This window comes from Bradyrhizobium sp. B097, assembly GCF_038957035.1.
Lineage (GTDB): Bacteria > Pseudomonadota > Alphaproteobacteria > Rhizobiales > Xanthobacteraceae > Bradyrhizobium.
The window spans coordinates 4753557-4774486 of the sequence record NZ_CP152412.1; the positions used below are offsets into that span (position 1 = coordinate 4753557).

The following is a 20930-nucleotide window of genomic DNA, read 5'->3' on the forward strand; positions in this document are numbered from 1 at the left end:
CGCCGATCACTTGATGTCGGATGCGACCTGCACCTTCACCATCTTGTCGGGATCGGTGACGGCGCCGCCGGGAGAGCCCGCGGGAGCCTTCTTCAGCTTGTCGACCACGTCCATGCCCGACACCACCTCGCCGACCACGGTGTACTGGCCATTGAGGCTCGATCCGTCGGCGAACATGATGAAGAACTGCGAGTTGGCGCTGTCGACAGAGTCGCCGCGCCGGGCCATGCCGACGATGCCGCGCTTGAACGGGACCTGCGAGAATTCCTGCTTCAGGTTCGGATATTTCGAGCCGCCGGTGCCGTTGAAGTTCTGGCCGTCGCCGGTCTGCGCCATGAAGCCATCCATCACGCGATGGAACGGCACATTGTTGTAGAAGCCCTCGCGCGCCAGCTGCTTGATGCGCTCGGCGTGCTGGGGCGCGATGTCGGTGCGCAGCTTGATGACGATGCGGCCCTTGGTGGTGTCGATCACGATCGCATTGGCCTTGTCGAGATTGGCAGGCAGCGGCTGCGCGACCGCGGGCACGACGCAGAGCAGCGCGGCAACGAATGCAAGAATGCGGATCATGGAAACTCCGGACCTTTGATGTTCTGGGTGTGGCAGGCCGCCGGGATCAGCCGGCGAACTTGGCCTTCAGGCTAGCGGCGACTGATGACGGCACGAATGCAGAGAAGTCGCCGCCCATCTGGGCGATTTGGCGCACCAGTGTGGCGGTGATCGGGCGGACCGCGACCGACGCCGGAACGAACACGGTATGCACCTCGGGCGCCATCGCCTCGTTCATGCCGGCGAGCTGCATCTCGTAGTCGAGATCGGTGCCGTCGCGCAGGCCGCGAATCATCAGCGTGGCCTTGGCCGCGCGCGCGGCCGCGACCGTGAGGTTGTCATAGGTCGAGGCCTCGAAGGCGCAGCCCGCCTTTTGGGCAATCGGGTCGAACACCTCATGGACCATGGCCAGCCGTTCCTCGGTCGAGAACAGCGGCTTCTTGCCGGGATGGACGCCGATGGCGACGATCAGGCGGTCGCAGAGGAAGACGGCCTGTTTCACCACGTCCAGATGGCCGTTGGTGACGGGATCGAAGGAGCCGGGATAGAGCGCGATACGGGACATCGTCCCTCCTAACCCGCCCGGCTCTCCCCGGCAAGCCGCCCGGGTTCCGCCCGCCGCGCGAAATAAATCTCTCCTCGTCCGGTGAACGAGTCCTGGGATGCCAGCGTCTACGTGGGTGAATGTTTCGTCGGCCGTTGGCGGACGAAACAAAACCGGCCCGCGATGAAACCATTTTCCGCCCTGGCGAAGACACCAGGAAACTTGCGGCCGGTAGACGTTGGACAACGAAACGACGGGCCCGGGCGGGCCCGATCATATGGGGACCGTCATGATCAAGGCACTTTCCGCTGTCGCTGTTGCCGCGTTTATTGCCGCCGCGCTCACCGTGCTGCCGGGCTTTGCGCCCCAGGTCGCAGCCTCCACCCCGCAGCCGCTGGCCAAGGCCGACCGTCTCGACGTCCACCCGGTCGGCAAGGACTGCTCGCAACAGGCCTGGCCGAATTTCGAAGCCTCCTGCCTGCGCGGCGCCGGCAACAAGACGGTGGTTCGCGAAGCCCGCCTCGTCACCGCCGACCGCACCCCGTAGGTGATTTGAGGACACTTGGCACTGGTCCAGATGCAGACGACCAATCCCGACAAGTTGCATGGGCGTCGCCAAAATATCGAAAACAACCCCATGCAAAGTAGCTGCCCATCGCAGCAACCCGAAGCGATCGCCTTGCCGCTCCGGCGCGATCAGAGCGGAAACCGGCCCGTCAGTTCGGTGTAAGCTCAGTCCGTCACACAAAACCCAATGGTAATTTGCGACGTCCCGTCGCAGACTATCGTCTAAAGCGCCCGCCCGGATGATCCGGAGGGCGCAAGCCATCAGGGGATTGCCGTGACCAGTACGCCCGCCATCGTTTCTTCTGGCCATCCTCCCAGCAGTCCGCTCCCGGTCGCGGTCACACTCGGTGCCCTGGGTGTGGTCTATGGCGACATCGGCACCAGCCCCCTCTACGCCCTGAAGGAAGCCGCCAAGGCCGCCGCCCATGGTGGGCCGCTGACGCAAAGTGCCGTGCTCGGCGTGGTCTCGCTGATCCTGTGGGCGCTGATCCTGATCATCTCGGTCAAATACGCGATGCTGATCCTGCGCGCGGACAACCGCGGCGAAGGCGGTATCGTCGCGCTGCTGGCGCTGCTCTCGGCGCGCAATGCGGCGCCCGGCACCTGGCGCTCCCATCTGCTGGTGGTCGGCCTGATCGGCGCCGCCCTGCTCTACGGCGACGGCGCGATCACGCCGGCGATTTCAGTGCTGTCGGCGATCGAAGGCCTCAAGGTCGACGCGCCCTCGCTGACGCCGGCGGTGGTGCCGCTCACCGTCGTCATCCTGATCGGCCTGTTCTTCATGCAGAAGCAGGGTACGGGCTTCATCGGCAAGATCTTCGGCCCGGTGATGCTGTTCTGGTTCGCCGTGCTCGCAGCGCTCGGCATTCACGGCATCGTCAAGGCGCCCGGCGTGCTGGTCGCGCTGAGCCCGTTCTATGCATTCGATTTCCTGATCCATCAGGATTTCCACGTCAGCTTTGCCATCCTCGGCGCCGCATTCCTTGCCGTCACCGGCGGCGAGGCGATGTACGCCGACATGGGGCATTTCGGCCGCTTTCCGATCCGGCTCGCCTGGTTCGCCGTCTGCCTGCCCGCGCTGGTGCTGAACTATTTCGGCCAGGCCGGTGAACTGATCAACGACCCGAATTCGATCGACAACCCGTTCTTCCAGCTCGCCCCCGACTGGGCACATTACCCGCTCGTCCTGCTCGCGACCGTAGCGACCGTGATCGCCTCGCAGGCCATCATCTCCGGCGTGTTCTCGCTGACCCAGCAATCGATCCAACTCGGCTTCCTGCCGCGCATGCATATCCAACACACCACGAGCGACGCGATCGGGCAGATCTATGTGCCTCTGGTGAACTGGCTGCTCGCGGCCGGCACGCTCGGCGCGGTGCTGGCGTTCGGCACCTCCGACGCGCTCGCCGGCGCCTACGGCATCGCGGTGTCGCTGTTGATGGCGATCACCACACTGCTCGCCGCGCTGGTCGCGATCCAGTGGGGCTATTCGCCGATCATCGTGATCGCGGTGAACGGCTTCTTCTTCATCATCGATGCGATCTTCTTTGCGGCGAACACCGAGAAACTCTTTGAAGGCGGCTGGTTCCCGCTGCTGCTCGCGGCTGCCGTGGCGTTCCTGATGATGACCTGGCGCGGCGGCGTCAAGCTGGTCGAGAAGGCGCGCGGCAAGCTGCGCCAGCCCGAAGAGGATCTGATCGAGACCGCGGTCAACAAGTGCAGCGCCCGCCTGCCCGGCACCGCGGTGTTCCTGGCCTCGGCCCCCAACGGCGTGCCGCTCGCGCTGACCCAGTTCGTCAAGCACAATCACGTTCTGCATCAGCGCGTGCTATTGGTCACCGTGCAGATCGAGGAGCGGCCACGAATTCCCGACGAGGAACGCGCCGACGTGAACGAGATCAGCCCGGGTATCACCCGGATCATCCTGCACTACGGCTTCATGCAGTACCCGACGATCTACGAAGGGCTGCAGCTCGCCTGCCGGCAGGGCAAGCTGCCCGGCATCGATCTCTCGGACGTGACCTACTACATCGGCCGTGAAACCATCATCCCGCGCGAGGACGTTCCGGGCATGTGGGTATGGCGTGAATCGCTGTTCGCCTTCCTGCAGCGCAACGCCGAGCGGTCGGCGGCGTTCTTCGGCGTGCCGACCGGACAGGTCGTGGAGTTCGGCACCGAGATCGAGATTTGATCGAGCGGCTCGCGTAGCCCGGATGTCTGCATTCCGGGCTACGGATGGCGAAACAAACCTAGTTTTATTTAGGCCGTCGCTGGCCAACGATCATGCAAGATGCGGCGGGGCCGCAAGCACCATCGCGGGGCTGACGGGCTGGTTCACCACAAGTGTACCTCCATGGCCGTCGCTGGAGGCAACGAAGGTTGACGCCATGTAGTTGCCCAGCAGCGCGATGTTCGCGGCATGCGTGCCATCGGTCAAACTGAGCGTCCCGCCCGTGCTGTCGCCCGAATAGCCCGGGATGACCGCCTTCGAAAACGCGATGTCGGCGAAATCGATGGCGTCGCGCCCCGTCATTCCCGCAACCGTTCCGGTGAAGGTCTGGGAGTCATCCAGCTTCAGCGTGCCACTATCTGACGCAAAGGAAAGATCGGCAGCGCTCGCCGAAGGCAGATCGAGCGCTTGTCCGGGCGCGATCGTCGAGGGGTCCTGAACCGTGAACGGGCTCGACCAGTTTCCCCAGACCGTGCCATCGAACGCGCGAATCCAGAGCGTGTCGCTGCTTGAACCGACCTTGTAGGTTAGCTGCGAGAGTAGAGACGCCGATAGATAGTTGTCCTGGTTCGGTGCCAGTGCCAGCCCATTGAGGTAGAACGCGCCGCCGCCGGCTCCGGTGTCCCATACGTCATACTGCGTTGCCGGGCTCCCGAACGGGTCGGAATAGGTAAAGAGCACGGAGCCGGGATAGATCTGGCCCTGGATGGATGTCACCGTCGGGTTGACCGGCGTGACGACCGGCCCGGTGTCGATCGGCGCGTTGACCGTGAATGCACGGGACCATGCGCCCCAAACCGTCCCGTCATTGGCACGCACCCACAGCGTATCGGACCCCGATCCCGATTGGTAGGTCAGGTACGGAAGCTGTGCGGCGGTGAAGATGTTGTCGCCGTTGGGCTGGAGTGCCTGCCCGTTGAAGACGAAATGTCCGCCACCGCCGCCGGTGTCCCACACGTCATACTGCGTGGCCGCGCTCCCGAACGGGTCGCTATAGCTGAACAGCGACGATGCGGCGTAGCTTTGCCCATGGGTCGCGTTCAGATTTTGCACGATCTCGACGGGGCCGGGATCGATCGGAGCCGAGATGGTAAAGGCGTTCGACCAGGCTCCCCAGACGGTCCCGTCGTTTGCCCGTATCCAGAGCGTGTCGGTGCCCGATCCTGATTGATAGGAGAGCGATGAGAGTTGGGCGGCCGTGACGTAGTTGTCCCGGCCTGCCTGAAGCGCGAGGCCGTTGAGCGAAAAATGGCCACCGGGGACGCCGCTGTCCCAGACATCGTATTGAACCGCGACGCTTCCGAACGGATCGCTGTAGGTGAACAGCGACGACACGGCATAGCTCTGGGCATGAACGGCCACATGGTTGACGACGGTCTCGACCGGGCCGCTGTCGAGCGGGGCAGTCACCGTGAACGCTGCCGACCAATTCCCCCACACCGTCCCGTCATTGGCACGCACCCACAGTGTGTCCGCGCCGGAACCCGACTGGTAGACCAGCTGTGAGAGCTGCGCGGCCGTGATGATGTTGTCTGTGTTGGGGTTGAGCGTCACCCCGTTCAGAACGAAATGCCCGCCGCCCGCACCACTGTTCCAGAAATCATACTGCGTGGCGCCGGCCCCGAACGGATCGCTGTAGATGAACAGCGTGCTGGCCGCATAGCTCTGGCCGTGTGCCGCCTGGATCGACGCGACTGCCTCCACCGGTCCGGTATCGATCGGACCGACCACCGTGAAGGCATTCGACCACGAGCTCCACACGTACCCGTCGAACGCACGGACCCACAGCGTGTCGGAGCCGGAGCCAGCCGTGTACGTCAGACTGGAGAGCTGACTGGCATTGATGATGATGTCCTGACCACCCGCGTAAGGCGCAAGCGCGCCCAGCTGGAAATAGCCGCCGCCGGATCCTGTGTTCCAGAAATCATATTTCGTGGCGGCACTGCCGAGCGAGTCGCTGTAGCTGAACAGCGACGCCGCGCTGAAGATTTGGTTGTGCGTGGCGGTCTTGGCGAAACCAACAACACTAGGCGTATCGACGGGGGCCGTAATCTGAATGGCCTGCCAGGAGCCCGTGACGCTTCCGTAGACGTACTGGACCCAGAACGTGTCGCTGCCGGATCCCGCAAAATAAGTGGCTTGCGCCAGTTGTGCAGCCGTCAGGCCGACCGTTACGCCGTTCGACTGCACTACCCCGTTGACGGTAACCGTCGCTCCGCCGCTACCGGTCTCCCAGATATTGTAGAGCGTGATCGTGCCGCTCCCGGATGCGGCTCCCTTGGACACCAGGTTCGCCAGCGGCATGCTGCCGGCGTGCGCGAAACCGAACGAGGAAACGTTCAGTGATCCGTAGGTGTCGGCGTCAAGGATGTTGTAGTACCCGTGTCCGCCTGTCGAAGGATCGCCCGACCAGCGGCTGACGGCAGTATAGCCGCTGACCGTGACGCCCCCGGACGCTCCGTTCACCGCCCAGGTCGTGCTCGCACCGTTGATGGCGATCTGCACGATGCCAAAGTCGATCGCGCCCGCAGAAACCGGCTGGCCGTTCAGGAAATAGACCGGCGTGTCCCACTCAGTGGCGATCTGCGACAACACCTGAACCTCGGAGCCAAGCGCCGAGAAACCTGCATTCGCCAACTCGGTGGCATCGTTGGCCAGTTGCGAGCCGATCGCGAGCGGCGACTGCCCGTTCGGTTGCAGCAGCGCATTGACCAACGGCTCGATCGCATCGAAGGTGTTCTGGACGCTGTAGCCGTTCGCGATGTAGGCGTTCAACGTCGATACGAATTGGACGTTCGCGGCGATCAAGTTGTTGTAATAGGCGAATGCGCCGACCTCGAGCGTGACCGTGATGGGGCTGCCCTGGATCGAGCCGAACGGCGTGTATTGGAGGAGCGTAAAGACCCCGTTGGCGCCGGTCTCATTGAGGTGGTCGACATATTCCGGGTCGGGGATCAGAAGCACGCCGGCGATGGCGTTTGTCGAGACCGTGTAACTCTGCACCAGCGTGGGCGAGGCCGAGATCGTCGTCTGCCAGGCAGGGCCGCCATCGGCGGCGATCAGTGTCGGACTTCCCAGGATTGAATAAGTCTGTACCGCGTTAGATAATATTATGAGTGCCATGCAACTGTACCTGCCGTCTAAACCGTAGAGGCAATGACAGTGAAATATCAAATGTTGCGGCGAATTGCGAGAGCCCGGATTTCATCTCGCTCCATCCAGGCTACGGGTGCTGTCAGGGAAGGTCAGACGATCCGCCTCTCCAGCTGAAGCCACGGCTCGCAGTCTCGATCGACCAGGCGCAGGCGATCATCCGCCGCACCGCGCCTGGCGCCAGGGTGCGCGACGTCGTCGAGCTGCGCAGCGGTGCGATCCGGAGCTAAGCGAGCGGGAGCAATTTGCGATCTTCGCCGAGGGCGCGTTGGCTCATTGACCCAAATCGGACGCGGCATCCAAAGGCCTGGCAAAGGCCTGGACGGTCTATTTGCCCGCCGCGAGACGACGAACGCCGGATGCCGTCAGACCGAGTTCACCGAGCCGTCTGACTGCGTAGCCGAGACCGACAAGGCGCTCCCCGTGCAACTGGGGAATCTCCCGTTGGGCTTCGCCCTTGCCGACCTCGACCAGGGAGGCGAACTCGTCCGAACTGAGGACTTGGGGATCATCCGTCATGACGCGGCCTCGTCGGTCCAGACCTTGAACGAGATCAGTGTGTTTGGCCCAAACGTCTGGGTGATCGGAACGTCGGAGGCATCCCGTCCCTGTGCGATCAGAACCCGGCCGATCCTCGGCACATTGTTGCGCGGATCGAACATATGCCAGCGGCCGCCGAGATAGGCCTCGAACCAGCCGGCGAAATCACCAGCCGCCCAAGGCAGCGGGGTGCCGATGTCGCTGAGATAGCCGGTGCAATAGCGCGCCGGAATGTTCATGCAGCGGCAGAAGGCAATAGCGAGATGCGCGTAGTCGCGGCACACGCCCTTGCCTTCGTCGAAGACCTCCCGCGCCGTCTTGGTGGCGCGGGCGTGCTCGTAGCCGAAAGCGATGTGGTGATGGACGAAGTCGCAAATGGCCTGGACCCGCGGCCAGCCGGGCGGCGTGCCCTCGAACAGCTTCCATGCGATTTCCGAAAGCCGGTCGGTCTCGCAATAGCGGCTGCCGAGCAGATAGACCAGCGTGTCCGCCGGCAAGTCCTCGACCGCGTGCTGGCCTGCCGAAGCAAGCACCGGATCAGGCGCGCCGCTGTCGCGCACGACGCCATCGGCCGCCAGGCGCATCGGACCGGCCGGCGCGACGATACGGCTGCACCAATTGCCGAATCCGTCGCGATACGGCGTGATCGGCACCGCGGGGCTGGTGGTCAGGTGGTCGGGGACGATGATGTCGGACGCACGCGTGAAATGCGTGCCCAGCACCATGATCATGGGCGTCGGCTGGGGGAACTCGTAGTGCATTTCGAATCCGACGCGAAGCTTCATTCGAAATACGTTCCTGTTTGTCCTACCGACATGGCGACGATGCGGTCGAATACAAGGTACGATCTGCCTGATCGGACAAATACCCGTATCGCGCGAGAAAGTGCTGGCTATTTGCAGCAATCGCGCGCAGGAACGACGACGCTTGCCGGCTGGCGCGGCTTGCCAGCGCGAGGCGAACCCGACGAATGTTCCAGTCGGATGGTTGAAAGCCTCCTCCGTGCGTTCGAGACAGATTCGAACGCACTCACCGAAAGAGCTTCATGCAAAATCTCTCGCCTCGTCACGTCAAGACTGAAGAGTCCGTGCGCCTCGGCGTGACGTCAGGTTGGTATTCCACAAAAGTCAGCGGAACATTCGTGACCGGCCCGCACGACACCGAAGCCGATTGCCTGCGCAAGATCGCCGAGATCAATCCTCCGCCGCCGAGGAAGAAGAAATAGCTCCTGCGCGACCGGATTGGGCGCGTCGGCAAATGCCAACTCAGACGCATGTCGGCAAGATGGCCAAACAAACCCGCGTTCGCCTCCTGGAGGTCATCGTGAGTGCGCAGAAGGAGCCCACTCGCTGGAAATGGCATGTTTCCGAAGGCGGTCTGGAGCTCGTGCACGGCTACGCGACGTCACGCGAAACAGCGCAACGGGACGGCGATAGCGTTCTGTTCACAATGCTATCTGCCCCCCAGGCGCCCTGAACGGGTCGCCCGTCTAACATAGACGCAGGTTCCCGAAGCCCGCCGAAACGACCCACGGGCGCAGCCCTGCGCGCCCGCGCAATCAGGCATCAATCAGCCTGGCGGGCCCCAACCTCGAGCCGCATGCAACGAACTACGTTCGGGAACGGCCCTACTCGCCGTTCCCGTTCGCGCCGTTCTCTTCCTCCGGAATGTGCTCGACCGAGACCACATGCTCGTCCTCGGCGGTATCGAACACGATCACGCCCTGGGTCGAGCGCCCGGCGACGCGGATGTCGGCCACCGGGCAGCGGATCAGCTGCCCCTTGTCCGTGACCAGCATGATCTGGTCGGCGTCCTCGACCGGGAACGACGCCACCAGGTTGCCGTTGCGGTTGTTGACGCTCATCGCGACGATGCCTTTGCCGCCGCGGCCGGTGGTGCGGTACTCGTAGGACGAGGTCCGCTTGCCGAAGCCGTTGACGGAGACGGTGAGCACCACCTGCTCGGCAGCCGACAGCTCGGCGTAGCGCTCCTGCGACAGCTGGATCGCGTTCGTCGTCTCCTCGCCCTCGGCATCCGCGGGCTCCTCGGCCGTCGCCTCGCCGGCCACCGCTCGGCGCATCTTCAGGTAGGCTGAGCGCTCGTCCGAAGTGGTCTCGACATGGCGCAGGATCGCCAGCGAGATCAGCTTGTCGGCCTCGGCCAGCGCGATACCGCGCACGCCCATCGAGGTACGGCCGGTGAAGACGCGCACATCGGTGACCGGGAAGCGGATGCACTGGCCGCCGGCGGCGGTCAGCAGCACGTCGTCGCGCTCGGTGCAGATCTGCACGTCGACGATCGCCTCGCCCTCGCCGAGCTTCATGGCGATGATGCCGGAGCGGCGGACGTCGACGAAATCGGACAGCTTGTTGCGGCGAACGGTGCCGCTGGTGGTCGCGAACATCACGTCGAGATTGCCCCAGGAGGATTCATCCTCCGGCAGCGGCATGATCGTGGTGATGCGCTCGCCCTGCTCCAGCGGCAGGATGTTGATCAGCGCCTTGCCGCGCGCGTTTGGCGCAGCCATCGGCAGCCGCCAGACCTTCTCCTTGTAGACTTGGCCGCGCGACGAGAAGAACAGCACCGGCGTGTGGGTCGAGGCCACGAACAGCCGCGCGACGAAATCCTCGTCGCGGGTCTGCATGCCGGCGCGGCCCTTGCCGCCGCGGCGCTGCGCCCGGTAGGTCGACAGCGGCACGCGCTTGACGTAGCCCGCATGCGACACGGTGACGACCATGTCCTCGCGCTGGATCAGGTCTTCGTCCTCGACCTCGCCTTCCTGCTCGATGATGACGGTCTTGCGCGGGGTGGCGAACTGCTGCTTCACCTCGGCGAGCTCGGTCTTGACGATGCCCTGCACGCGGGCACGCGAGCGCAGGATGTCGAGATAATCGGCGATCTCAGCCGCGAGCTTGTCGAGCTCCTCGGATATTTCGTCCCGTCCCAGCGCGGTCAGGCGCTGCAGCCGAAGATCGAGGATGGCCCTGGCCTGCTCCATCGACAGCCGGAGCGTGCCGTCATCGTTGATGCGATGCCGGGGATCGTCGATCAGCGTGATCATCGCCTCGACGTCGCGTGCCGGCCAGTCGCGCGACATCAGGGCCTCGCGCGCGGTGTTCGGATCGGGCGAGGTTCGGATGACACGGATCATCTCATCGATGTTGGCGACGGCGATCGCAAGGCCAACCAAGATGTGGGCGCGATCGCGGGCCTTGCCGAGCAGGAACTTGGTCCGCCGGGTCACCACCTGCTCGCGGAACGCGACGAAGATGGTGAGCAGGTCCTTCAGATTCATCGTCTGCGGACGGCCGGAATCCAGCGCCAGGATGTTGGCCGGGAAATTCGTCTGCAGCGGCGTGAACCGGTAGAGCTGGTTCAGCACCACGTCGGGCACCGCTTCGCGCTTCAGCTCGATGACGACGCGATAGCCGTCACGATCGGACTCGTCGCGCAGGTCGCCGATGCCCTCGATCTTCTTCTCTTTTACGAGATCGGCGATACGCTCGACCATCGTCGCCTTGTTCACCTGATAGGGAATCTCGGTGATGATGATCGCTTCGCGATCCTTCCGGATGGTGTCGATCGCCACCTTGCCGCGCATCACGATCGAGCCGCGGCCGAGATGGTAGGCCGAGCGGATGCCCTGGCGGCCCAGGATGATGCCGCCGGTCGGGAAGTCCGGTCCGGGAATGATGTCGATCAACTCGTCGATCGTGAGCGCCGGATTGTCGATCAGCGCCACGCAGGCGTCGACGACCTCGCCGAGATTGTGCGGCGGGATGTTGGTCGCCATGCCGACGGCGATGCCGCCGGCGCCATTGACCAGGAGGTTCGGGAAGCGGGCCGGCAGAACCGCCGGCTCCTTCTCCGAGTTGTCGTAGTTCGGCTGGAAATCGACGGTGTCCATGTCGATGTCGGCCAGAACGGCAAGCGCCGCCTTGGTCAGCCGTGCCTCGGTATATCGATAGGCCGCCGGCGGATCGCCGTCGACCGAGCCGAAATTGCCCTGGCCGTCGATCAGCGGCACCCGCAGCGAGAAGTCCTGCGCCATGCGGACCATCGCGTCGTAAATCGACTGGTCGCCATGCGGATGATATTTACCGATCACGTCGCCGACGACGCGCGCGGACTTGACGTATTTCTTGTCCGGCGTGTGTCCCTGCTCATGCATCGAATAGAGGATGCGCCGGTGCACCGGCTTGAGCCCGTCGCGCGCATCGGGCAACGCACGCGACACGATCACGCTCATCGCGTAATCGAGGTAGGACTTCTTCATCTCGTCGAGAATGGAAACGGGACGAATATCGGAGGGCACCGGCGGCTCGCCGGGCTTGTCGTCTTCGGGTTCGGACAAAGGGGAAATCCGGTCAGTTCTGCTGGGGAATCATATAGACCATCAGGGGCCTGATAACCACCCTTGCGCGGCTCCGGCAAGCCGTTTTTCCCTTCGTTTTTTCATGTACTTACGGGCTTGTTTGCGGCTTCGGCCGCGGCTTGGCCCGGGAAGCGAATCGTGAGCGGCGAATTGCGCATGGAACACGGGTTCCCGGTACGGTATTCGCCGCTCACCATTCGCGATTTCGCTTCTCTCAGTGCCCGAACACCACTGCGTGCATGATCCGCCCGGGCACGAAGGTGAACAGGCCGGCAATCACCAGCGCGCCGAAGAAAATGCCGATCATCGTGAACTTGTGGCGGCGGACGTTGTGGCTCCGCGCGGCCGTCACGCCGAGCACCAGCATGACCAGTGAGAAGATCGACAGCAGGTGTATCGGACTCCACGGGCCCACCAGCTGGATCTGATGGATCCAGAACGAGCTCCCGGCGACGACCAGCATCAGGATCACCCAGATCCAGCCCAGCGTCCGGTGCGGCAGCGTGCCCTTCGGGGCCGCGAGCTGGATGGAGCCGAGCACGAAGGCAGCCATCGCGGCAAAGGCATGGAGCGGGATCGCAGGCGCAGCGTCGAGCAATGGCGCGAGGCTCATGATGGCAGCCCTCGAGTGAAGCTCACGGCCAGACGTCACTCGCCGCAGGCCAATGTAAATATCATTCACATTGACCTGTGTCAAAGTCTGGGGAACTTGCGCGATCCACTGGATGTTAGTGAAATATGGTCAGATGGATATGAGGTTATCCTCATAATCCACACAAGGACCTATCCTCGCCGCGTCATACCGCCGCTCCGGGAAATGAATCTTCACGGAACGGCGCCTGACGGAAGCGTCGAAACCGCGACTTGCGGTCAGAACGGGATGTCGTCGTCCATGTCGCTGTTGCGGCTGCCGCCGCCGGCGGCGACCGCGCGGCGCGGCGCTGAGCTGACCGGACCGGACGAGCCGAAATCGCTGCCGCCGCCATCATCGGCGAAGCTGCCGCCTCCGCCGCCCCGCCCGTCGAGCATGGTGAGGTTGGAGTTGAAGCCCTGCAGCACGACCTCGGTCGAGTACTTCTCGACGCCGCTCTGGTCGGTCCATTTGCGGGTCTGCAACTGACCCTCGATGTACACCTTGGCGCCCTTCTTCAGGTACTGCTCGGCGACCTTGCAGAGGCCTTCGTTGAAGATCACGACGCGGTGCCACTCGGTCTTTTCCTTGCGCTCGCCGGTGCCCTTGTCGCGCCAGGTCTCCGAGGTGGCGATGGAAAGATTGGCGATCGGACGGCCGTCCTGCGTCCGCCGGATCTCCGGATCCTTGCCGAGGTTTCCAACCAGGATCACCTTGTTCACGCTTCCCGCCATTGCATCATCTCCACTCGAAAACCGGGCGCCGGACATCGGCCGCCACTCTCAACCATCGCCACTTACTTGCAGGCGTCGCGAATGACCTATACGGCCGGTGCCGGCTCGATGCCCTCGCCGTCGCGCGGTTATCCACGATTATCGAGATATAGCACCGCAGCCGGCACTGTTCCAGTTTTGTTCGCCACAACCAGCCGTAGAAGCGGCCGATGGCGACGGCGCGGCCGCCGATTTCGGTCCCAGTCACCAGCGAGCTCCGACGCCTTACGAAATGCAAATCAAATCAACGCCTTGCCGTGTCGATACTTCGTCCGCGAGTGTTGCATTTGGGAGACGGCGTTTCCGGTTGAATCAGCGTATAGGTACCAGCCATCAGATGGGCGCTCGCGTCTGAAATCGCGCTTCGGGACCTTTTGGAAGCCGATTGGGAAGCTGGGGGTTTGATTATGAAGAAGTTTTTGCTCGCGACGGTTGCGCTGATTGCGTTCGCTGCGCCGGCCGCGGCCGCCGATCTCGCTGCGCGCCCCTACACCAAGGCGCCGCCGCCAATGATCGCCGCCGTCTATGACTGGAGCGGCTTCTACATCGGCGCCAACGGCGGCTGGGGCTCAAGCCACAATTGCTGGGACCAGATCCCGGGCGGCATCCTGCTCGGCTCGGATGGTTGCCATGATGCGACCGGCGGCGTTGCCGGTGGCCAGATCGGCTATCGCTGGCAGGCTGGCACCTGGGTGTTCGGCCTCGAAGCGCAAGGCGACTGGGCTGACTTGAAGGGCAGCAACAACAGCGCGATCTTCCCGGGTCTGTTCACCAACCAGAGCAAGATCGACGCGTTCGGCCTGTTCACCGGCCAGATCGGCTACGCCGTCAACAACGTGCTGCTTTACGCCAAGGGCGGTGCCGCGCTGACCGACAACCGCTTCAGCACCTACTTCACGCCGACCGGCGTGCTCGCCGGCCGCACGACCGACACCCGTTGGGGCGGCACCATCGGCGCCGGCATCGAAGTCGGCTTCGCGCCGAACTGGACCGCCGGTGTCGAGTACGACCACCTGTTCATGCAGGACAAGACCTACAACCTCACCACCCCGACCGGCGCGCTGTTCAGCGGCATCCGCGATCGCCAGGACGTCGACCTCGTCACCGTCCGCGTGAACTACAAGTGGGGTGGCCCGGTGGTTGCGCGCTACTGATCGCGCGACACGGATTTGATCCAAACGAAAGGCCGGCCTCGCGCCGGCCTTTTTGTTTGCTTGGTCGGCTCGTTTGCGCGGCCAAGCGCGGTTGGCGACATCCTGCATCGCTACAATGCCGGGCTCGCGCCGCCCTCGATCTCGGCCAGCGACACGCGCTGGGGTTGGACCGACGGCGCCGGCGTCGAATACATGTTCGCCGCCAACTGGTCGGCCAAGCTCGAGGACAATTACATCGATCTCGGCAAGGTCGCGCCGATCCAGTACACGCCCGCGATCAACGATCGCTCGGAGTGGAAGGACACGTTCCACACCGTCAAGCTCGGCATCAATTACCACTTCAACGTGGCGAGCCCGGTCGTATCAGCGAAATACTGAGCTACCGGCAGTCGCGCGCCGCACCTGCGCAGCGAACACAAGAGCCAGCCTTGCGCCGGCTTTTTCGTTGCGAGCAAGGCGCGCCTCGCGCGGGCCGTTTTCCGTGCATTGTGGTTTCACGGATACACAACTTCCAAGATTTCTATGTAGAAACACACGAGCGTCACACGACAGGGCTGTGACGTTCCCTTCAAGTTTGGAGGGGCAACAAGAAAATGGGACTGGGACTTTGAAAATCAGGAATGTTTTGCTGGCATCGGCCGGCATGTTTGCCTTCAGCGCAATTGCACCGGCGATGGCCGCCGACATGGCGGCCCGCGCGCCTTACGTGAAGGCTCCGCCGCCGGCCGCGATCTACAACTGGACCGGCTTCTACATCGGCGGCTTCGGTGGCTATGCCAGCGAGGACTCCGGCAACCCGAAGATGGAAGGCGGCTTCGGCGGCGGCACCATCGGCTACAATTGGCAGGCCGGCAACATCGTGTACGGCCTCGAGGCTGACGGCGCCTGGGCTGACGTCAATGCGTCCGCTACCGCTTTCGGCATCACCGCGACGAGCAAGATCGAGTCGCTCGGCACCGCGCGCGGCCGCATCGGCTTCGCCGTCGACAAGGTGCTGTTCTACGGCACCGGCGGCTACGCCTGGGCCGACAACAAGCTCACCCTCAGCGCTGGCGGCGTGAGCGTCTCGCAGAGCAACTTCCACTCCGGCTGGACGGTCGGCGCCGGCATCGAGGCGTTCATCGCGCCGCAGTGGTCGATCAAGGGCGAGTACCTGTATCGCAGCCTCGGCGGCGAGACCTACTTCGGCATTCCGTCTGCCGACATCAACCTGCACACCGTGCAGTTCGGCGTGAACTATCACTTCGGCGGCCCGATCGTCGCCAAGTACTGAGCGAAAAGCAGACCTCAGGGTCTCGGAAAGGCCGGCCTCGCGCCGGCCTTTTTCGTTGCCGGAACCGGGCCCTGCTGACGGCTGCTGCCATCAGGCAAACTATCCGTTGATGGACGCGACTCAGCACTGGAAATTGTCGGCCGTTCTTCCTACGTTCCAGTCTTCTCACCCATCGGCGCAAGGTCCCGGCAGCACCGGCGATGCGCGCCCAAAAGGCGCCCGATCATGCGCCCGGAAATGTCGCTATGGATGAAGTGCTCAAGGCGAAGCGCCAACAGAACGCCGGCTCCTCATCGCGCGCCATCACGATCCGCGGCGCGCGCGAACACAATCTGAAGAACATCGACGTCGAGATTCCGCGCGACAAGCTCGTGGTGTTCACCGGCCTGTCCGGCTCCGGCAAATCGTCGCTCGCATTCGACACGATCTATGCCGAGGGCCAGCGCCGCTACGTCGAGTCGCTGTCGGCCTATGCGCGCCAGTTCCTCGAGATGATGCAGAAGCCGGACGTCGACCAGATCGACGGCCTGTCGCCGGCGATCTCGATCGAGCAGAAGACGACGTCGAAGAATCCGCGCTCCACCGTCGGCACCGTGACCGAGATCTACGACTATATGCGCCTGCTGTGGGCGCGCGTCGGCGTGCCCTATTCGCCGGCCACGGGCCTTCCGATCGAAAGCCAGATCGTCTCGCAGATGGTCGACCGCGTGCTGGCGCTGCCGGAAGGCACCCGCCTCTATCTGCTGGCGCCGGTCGTGCGCGGCCGCAAGGGCGAGTACAAGAAGGAACTCGCCGAGTACCTCAAGAAGGGCTTTCAGCGCGTCAAGATCGACGGCACCTTCCATGAGCTGTCGGAGGCGCCCGCGCTCGACAAGAAATTTCCGCACGACATCGACGTCGTGGTCGACCGCATCGTGGTGCGTCCCGACCTCTCCCAGCGCCTCGCCGAAAGTTTCGAGACCGCGCTGAAGCTCGCCGAGGGCCTCGCCGTGATCGAATACGCCGACGCGCCGGCGGCAGCACCGGCCGAGGACAAGAAGAAGACCGCGAAGATCCACGACAAGAGCGGGCCCGAGCGCATCCTGTTCTCGGAGAAGTTCGCCTGCCCGGTTTCCGGCTTCACCATCCCCGAGATCGAGCCGCGCCTGTTCTCGTTCAACAACCCCTATGGCGCCTGTCCTGCCTGCGGCGGCCTCGGCGTCGAGCAGCATATCGACGAGGACCTGGTCATCCCCGACAAGGAGCTGACCTTGCGCAAGGGCGCGATCGCGCCCTGGGCGAAATCGTCGTCGCCCTATTACATCCAGACCCTGACCGCGCTCGGCAAGCACTACAAGTTCACGCTCGACACCAAGTGGAAGGACCTGACCAAGAAGGTGCAGGCCGCGCTGCTGCACGGCTCGGGCGACGACGAGATCAAGTTCTCCTATGAGGACGGCGTCCGCTCCTACGACACCAAGAAGCCGTTCGAGGGCGTCGTCACCAACATCAATCGCCGCTACCGCGAGACCGAGAGCGAGTGGGCGCGCGAGGAGCTCGGCAAGTATTTCTCAGACGTGCCCTGCGCCGGCTGCAACGGCTACCGGCTGAAGCCCGAGGCGCTGTGCGTCAAGATCGGGGCTAAGCATATCGGCGAGATCTCCGAGCTCTCGGTCAGGCGCGCCGGCGAATGGTTCGAGACCGTGCCGGAGGCGCTGAATGCGCAGCAGAACGAGATCGCCGCGCGCATCCTCAAGGAGATCCGCGAGCGCCTGACCTTCCTGCTCGACGTCGGCCTCAATTACCTGACGCTGTCGCGCTCGTCCGGCACGCTGTCCGGCGGCGAGAGCCAGCGCATCCGCCTCGCCTCGCAGATCGGCTCAGGCCTGACCGGCGTGCTGTACGTGCTGGACGAGCCGTCGATCGGCCTGCACCAGCGCGACAATGCCCGCCTGCTCGACACGCTGAAGCGGCTTCGCGACCTCGGCAATACCGTGGTCGTGGTCGAGCATGACGAGGACGCCATCCGGCTTGCCGACTATGTGCTCGATATCGGCCCCGGCGCCGGCATGCATGGCGGCCACATCGTCGCCGAAGGCACGCCCGACCAGATCATGCGCAACCCGAAATCGCTGACCGGCAAATATCTCACCGGCGAGCTTTCGGTCCCCGTGCCCGACCGGCGGCCGCCGAACCACCGGCGCACCATCAAGGTCATCAACGCCCGCGGCAACAATCTGAAGAACGTCTCGGCCGAGATCCCGCTCGGCCTGTTCACCTGCGTGACCGGCGTTTCCGGCGGCGGCAAGTCGACCTTGCTGATCGACACGCTCTACAAGTCGATCGCGCGCAAGCTGAACAATGCCAGCGAAGGCGCGGCGCCGCACGACCGCATCGAGGGCCTCGAGCACATCGACAAGATCATCGACATCGACCAGTCGCCGATCGGCCGCACCCCGCGCTCCAACCCCGCGACCTATACCGGCGCCTTCACGCCGATCCGCGAATGGTTCGCCGGCCTCCCCGAGGCAAAGGCACGCGGCTACGAGCCCGGGCGCTTCTCCTTCAACGTCAAGGGCGGCCGCTGCGAGGCCTGCCAGGGCGACGGCGTCATCAAGATCGAGATGCATTTCCTGCCCGACGTCTACGTCACCTGCGACACCTGCAAGGGCAAGCGCTACAACCGCGAGACGCTGGAGGTGCTGTTCAAGGGCAAGAGCATCGCCGACGTGCTCGACATGACCGTCGAGGAGGCCGCCGAATTCTTCAAGGCGGTGCCGCGGGTGCGCGAGACCTTCCAGACCCTGCACCGGGTCGGCCTCGACTACATCCATGTCGGCCAGCAGGCCACCACGCTGTCCGGCGGCGAAGCCCAGCGCGTCAAGCTGGCAAAGGAGCTGTCAAAGCGCGCCACCGGCCGTACGCTCTACATCCTGGACGAGCCGACCACTGGCCTGCACTTCCACGACGTCGCCAAGCTGCTGGAGGTGCTGCACGAGCTGGTCGCCCAGGGCAACACGGTGGTGGTGATCGAGCACAATCTCGAGGTCATCAAGACCGCCGACTGGGTGATCGACCTCGGCCCCGAGGGCGGCGACGGCGGCGGCGAGATCGTCGCCTGGGGCCCGCCCGAGGACATCGTCAAGGCACCGCGCAGCTACACCGGCAAGTTTTTGGCGCCGGTGCTGAAGAAGGCGAACAGCAAGCCGAGGAAGAGCAGCAGCGCAAGCGAGGCGGCGGAGTAATCTGGGAAACCCCAAATCCGGGTCAATCGTGGATATCCTCCGTGCGCCGAAGCGTTTTTGACTGGTCTTAGAATGAGCGTCGACTGGTTTCGCAGGCAGTCTTGGTCGCAAGAGGATCAAACCGAATTTTGGCGGCGCTTGAACAGAGCGCGGGAGACAAATCGGGCGCAGTACGTCTTCATCCAAGGCTTCACTCTGATGGAGATCGGGCAGCGATACGATGCCGATGCGATAGCTCTCTTCAACCACGTGATCGATCGCTACCCTAATTCCATCACCCTCGTGCAAGCGCTCTCTGCAAAAGCCGACTGTCTTTTAAGGTCAAGAGACATCGAGGGCGCGCTGACTTACTATGAGCATGCGATCCAGAGGATGCGCGCCAAGCCGAGCGTCCAGACATGGGCGTGGCTTGAACTTGCGTGGGTCGTCGCGACTAACGAACTCTCGAATCACTATGAGACTGCGCTTGCGGTCCTTGATGAGTTCGGGAGTCGAGCAGGATTGTTTCCCATAGTAGTATTCCGCGTCTACGGAAGCCGTGCCCTTATCATGAGCGCCTGCGGATTGGCCGACCTTGCCGCGAGTAACGCACGTACAGCGCTTAGTGCGGCCAACAAGGAAGAGTCCGGAATTCGATACCATCCGAAGATCGGTGTTGTGGGACCAAGGTACGATGACATCCGGGCGCGTTTAGTGGCAATCGCGTCCGCGTGAAATCCGGTAAAGGGCAAGCTGGTGAGCAAGTAGCCCGGATGAGCGAAGCGATATCTGGGACCGCTCGAAGTCATCGACGTTTGTCCCGCATGTCCCTTCGCTCATGCGGGATACGATGACTGGAGCAGCCCACCTCCGCCCTACACCGCCCAATAATTCGGGTGCGTGTAGGCGTGCGAGCGGTCGCCCCAGTCAAATTCATCGCCGTCGAACTCGGACGGGCCGGTGCGCAGATCGTCCAGCGTCACCTCGGCCTCGAAGGCCTGGCGCGCGGGATCGAATTTCAAGGCTGTCCACCTGACCGGATAATGGTGGTGGCTGCTGAGCACGCCGCCGGTTTTGATCACGGCGTAGGCCACCGTTCCGCTCACCTTGTCGAGCATCAGCCGCTCGATCGAACCGAGTTTTGAGCCATCGCGCCCGAACACGCAGACATGCTCGACGCGGTCGCTGGGCACCAAGGTATGATGCATGGCATCCTCCCTGCTTTCCCTTGTTCGGCCGAGATTATAGCACCGGCGCATGCCGATGTGCAGAGGTCGTCGGGCGGATTGGCGAAGTGTAATCCGCCCTCCGTCACTACCCGAGAAACTGCGGCGGCACGTGGTCAGTCAGCCATACGCCGTTGTCCGCCCGGTAAAACTTGAATCCCTTCCCGTGCATGGCGCCGGCATCGACCTTGAAAATATGGGGCTTGCCGTGACGCTGACCGACGCGCAGGGCTGTCGCTTCATCGGCGGACAGATGCACTTGCTGGCGTGCCTGCGGCTTCAGGCCTTCCACCAGGATCACGTCGACAAACCGCGTCGCGGTCCCGTGATACAGGATCGACGGCGGCTGTTGCGGCGGCAAGCCAAGCTCTACCGATACCGAGTGCCCCTGCGCGGCACGGATCTCGCGGCCATCGGCCGAGATCGAAAACCGCTTCTTGTCGCTGGTCGCGACGACATCGAGCAGGTCGGCGCGGCTAAACCTCGTTCCAGCCGCGTTGGCTTTTTCAACCAGCTCGTCAATGTTGACCCAGCCGTCAGCACTGAGCGTCAAGCCGATCTCATCGGGCTTGTGCCGCAGCACGAAGCTCAAGAACTTGCTGAGCTGGATTTGATCGACCGGCATCGGGTGTTCCTGTCCGGCCGCCTTATACCCAAGGCCAATCGTGACGAGCAAGTCAGCCGGCAAGCGAAGCAATCGTAGGGTAGCCAG

Annotated in this window: 17 protein-coding genes and 1 pseudogene; 8 read left to right on the top strand and 10 right to left on the bottom strand. The window is 63.6% G+C overall.

Features of this window, described 5'->3' with window-relative positions:
* Positions 1-6: 6 nt before the first annotated feature.
* Both AAFG07_RS22410 and coaD read right to left on the bottom strand, forming a co-directional pair.
* Positions 7-570 (bottom strand): peptidylprolyl isomerase, encoded by a 564-nt coding sequence (locus tag AAFG07_RS22410; protein ID WP_173643492.1) that lies wholly within the window; start codon positions 568-570, stop codon positions 7-9.
* A gap of 46 nt (positions 571-616) precedes the next feature.
* Positions 617-1114: a pantetheine-phosphate adenylyltransferase gene (gene coaD / locus AAFG07_RS22415; RefSeq protein ID WP_342722069.1), complete on the bottom strand. Its 498-nt coding sequence runs from the start codon at positions 1112-1114 to the stop codon at positions 617-619.
* 268 nt (positions 1115-1382) lie between these two features.
* Here coaD and AAFG07_RS22420 point away from each other — a divergent pair, with 268 nt between their 5' ends.
* A complete protein-coding gene (locus AAFG07_RS22420) occupies positions 1383-1640 on the top strand; it encodes a hypothetical protein (protein WP_342722070.1) in 258 nt (85 codons plus the stop codon).
* 312 nt (positions 1641-1952) lie between these two features.
* The gene (locus tag AAFG07_RS22425) at positions 1953-3851 is read left to right on the top strand and encodes a KUP/HAK/KT family potassium transporter (protein WP_342729215.1); all 1899 of its coding nucleotides are present in this window, start codon (positions 1953-1955) and stop codon (positions 3849-3851) included.
* Between the two features lie 90 nt (positions 3852-3941).
* Here AAFG07_RS22425 and AAFG07_RS22430 read toward each other — a convergent pair whose 3' ends face one another.
* The 3 genes from AAFG07_RS22430 to AAFG07_RS22440 form a co-directional block, all read right to left on the bottom strand.
* Positions 3942-7013 (bottom strand): hypothetical protein, encoded by a 3072-nt coding sequence (locus tag AAFG07_RS22430; protein WP_342722071.1) that lies wholly within the window; start codon positions 7011-7013, stop codon positions 3942-3944.
* Between the two features lie 357 nt (positions 7014-7370).
* A complete protein-coding gene (locus AAFG07_RS22435; protein WP_342722072.1) occupies positions 7371-7562 on the bottom strand; it encodes a hypothetical protein in 192 nt (63 codons plus the stop codon).
* Positions 7559-8368: a transglutaminase family protein gene (locus tag AAFG07_RS22440; RefSeq protein ID WP_342722073.1), complete on the bottom strand. Its 810-nt coding sequence runs from the start codon at positions 8366-8368 to the stop codon at positions 7559-7561. Before AAFG07_RS22440 ends, AAFG07_RS22435 begins: the two co-directional genes overlap by 4 nt.
* Positions 8369-8628: 260 nt before the next feature.
* Here AAFG07_RS22440 and AAFG07_RS22445 point away from each other — a divergent pair, with 260 nt between their 5' ends.
* Positions 8629-8808 carry a hypothetical protein gene (locus tag AAFG07_RS22445; protein WP_092114072.1) on the top strand — a complete coding sequence of 60 codons (180 nt, stop codon included), beginning with the start codon at positions 8629-8631 and terminating at the stop codon, positions 8806-8808.
* Positions 8809-9210: 402 nt separating this feature from the next.
* Here the strand turns inward: AAFG07_RS22445 and gyrA are convergent, their stop codons facing one another.
* From gyrA to AAFG07_RS22460, 3 genes are all read right to left on the bottom strand, one after another.
* On the bottom strand, positions 9211-11937 hold the full coding sequence (gene gyrA / locus AAFG07_RS22450) for a DNA gyrase subunit A (RefSeq protein WP_342722074.1): 2727 nt from the start codon (positions 11935-11937) through the stop codon (positions 9211-9213).
* Between the two features lie 235 nt (positions 11938-12172).
* Positions 12173-12571, bottom strand: a complete 399-nt coding sequence (locus AAFG07_RS22455) for a DUF2306 domain-containing protein (protein WP_342722075.1) — start codon at positions 12569-12571, stop codon at positions 12173-12175.
* Between the two features lie 257 nt (positions 12572-12828).
* Complete coding sequence (locus tag AAFG07_RS22460) at positions 12829-13323, bottom strand: single-stranded DNA-binding protein (protein WP_097672149.1); 495 nt, start codon at positions 13321-13323, stop codon at positions 12829-12831.
* 446 nt (positions 13324-13769) lie between these two features.
* Between AAFG07_RS22460 and AAFG07_RS22465 the strand changes: the two genes are divergently transcribed.
* From AAFG07_RS22465 to AAFG07_RS22485, 5 genes and pseudogenes are all read left to right on the top strand, one after another.
* The gene (locus tag AAFG07_RS22465; protein ID WP_342722077.1) at positions 13770-14516 is read left to right on the top strand and encodes an outer membrane beta-barrel protein; all 747 of its coding nucleotides are present in this window, start codon (positions 13770-13772) and stop codon (positions 14514-14516) included.
* 87 nt (positions 14517-14603) lie between these two features.
* Positions 14604-14894, top strand: a pseudogene (locus tag AAFG07_RS22470) (outer membrane beta-barrel protein); the annotation flags it as partial.
* 235 nt (positions 14895-15129) lie between these two features.
* Complete coding sequence (locus AAFG07_RS22475; protein ID WP_342729216.1) at positions 15130-15789, top strand: outer membrane beta-barrel protein; 660 nt, start codon at positions 15130-15132, stop codon at positions 15787-15789.
* A 245-nt stretch (positions 15790-16034) separates the two neighbouring features.
* On the top strand, positions 16035-19013 hold the full coding sequence (gene uvrA, locus AAFG07_RS22480) for an excinuclease ABC subunit UvrA (protein ID WP_342722078.1): 2979 nt from the start codon (positions 16035-16037) through the stop codon (positions 19011-19013).
* A 72-nt stretch (positions 19014-19085) separates the two neighbouring features.
* Positions 19086-19727 carry a hypothetical protein gene (locus tag AAFG07_RS22485; protein WP_342722079.1) on the top strand — a complete coding sequence of 214 codons (642 nt, stop codon included), beginning with the start codon at positions 19086-19088 and terminating at the stop codon, positions 19725-19727.
* A gap of 140 nt (positions 19728-19867) precedes the next feature.
* On the opposite strand, the gene AAFG07_RS22490 is transcribed toward AAFG07_RS22485, so the two are convergent.
* Together AAFG07_RS22490 and AAFG07_RS22495 are read right to left on the bottom strand one after the other, a co-directional pair.
* A complete protein-coding gene (locus AAFG07_RS22490; protein ID WP_092114058.1) occupies positions 19868-20200 on the bottom strand; it encodes a PRC-barrel domain-containing protein in 333 nt (110 codons plus the stop codon).
* Positions 20201-20306: 106 nt separating this feature from the next.
* Entirely contained in the window at positions 20307-20843 is a 537-nt protein-coding gene (locus AAFG07_RS22495; protein ID WP_342722080.1) for an RNA 2'-phosphotransferase, read from the bottom strand.
* Positions 20844-20930 lie beyond the last annotated feature (87 nt).

Coding starts and splice junctions, on each gene's coding strand:
- AAFG07_RS22410 (WP_173643492.1), bottom strand. CDS start 570: ATGATCCGCATTCTTGCATTCGTTGCCGCGCTGCTCTGCGTCGTGCCC.
- coaD (WP_342722069.1), bottom strand. CDS start 1,114: ATGTCCCGTATCGCGCTCTATCCCGGCTCCTTCGATCCCGTCACCAAC.
- AAFG07_RS22420 (WP_342722070.1), top strand. CDS start 1,383: ATGATCAAGGCACTTTCCGCTGTCGCTGTTGCCGCGTTTATTGCCGCC.
- AAFG07_RS22430 (WP_342722071.1), bottom strand. CDS start 7,013: ATGGCACTCATAATATTATCTAACGCGGTACAGACTTATTCAATCCTG.
- AAFG07_RS22435 (WP_342722072.1), bottom strand. CDS start 7,562: ATGACGGATGATCCCCAAGTCCTCAGTTCGGACGAGTTCGCCTCCCTG.
- AAFG07_RS22440 (WP_342722073.1), bottom strand. CDS start 8,368: ATGAAGCTTCGCGTCGGATTCGAAATGCACTACGAGTTCCCCCAGCCG.
- AAFG07_RS22445 (WP_092114072.1), top strand. CDS start 8,629: ATGCAAAATCTCTCGCCTCGTCACGTCAAGACTGAAGAGTCCGTGCGC.
- AAFG07_RS22455 (WP_342722075.1), bottom strand. CDS start 12,571: ATGAGCCTCGCGCCATTGCTCGACGCTGCGCCTGCGATCCCGCTCCAT.
- AAFG07_RS22460 (WP_097672149.1), bottom strand. CDS start 13,323: ATGGCGGGAAGCGTGAACAAGGTGATCCTGGTTGGAAACCTCGGCAAG.
- AAFG07_RS22465 (WP_342722077.1), top strand. CDS start 13,770: ATGAAGAAGTTTTTGCTCGCGACGGTTGCGCTGATTGCGTTCGCTGCG.
- uvrA (WP_342722078.1), top strand. CDS start 16,035: ATGGATGAAGTGCTCAAGGCGAAGCGCCAACAGAACGCCGGCTCCTCA.
- AAFG07_RS22485 (WP_342722079.1), top strand. CDS start 19,086: ATGAGCGTCGACTGGTTTCGCAGGCAGTCTTGGTCGCAAGAGGATCAA.
- AAFG07_RS22490 (WP_092114058.1), bottom strand. CDS start 20,200: ATGCATCATACCTTGGTGCCCAGCGACCGCGTCGAGCATGTCTGCGTG.
- AAFG07_RS22495 (WP_342722080.1), bottom strand. CDS start 20,843: ATGCCGGTCGATCAAATCCAGCTCAGCAAGTTCTTGAGCTTCGTGCTG.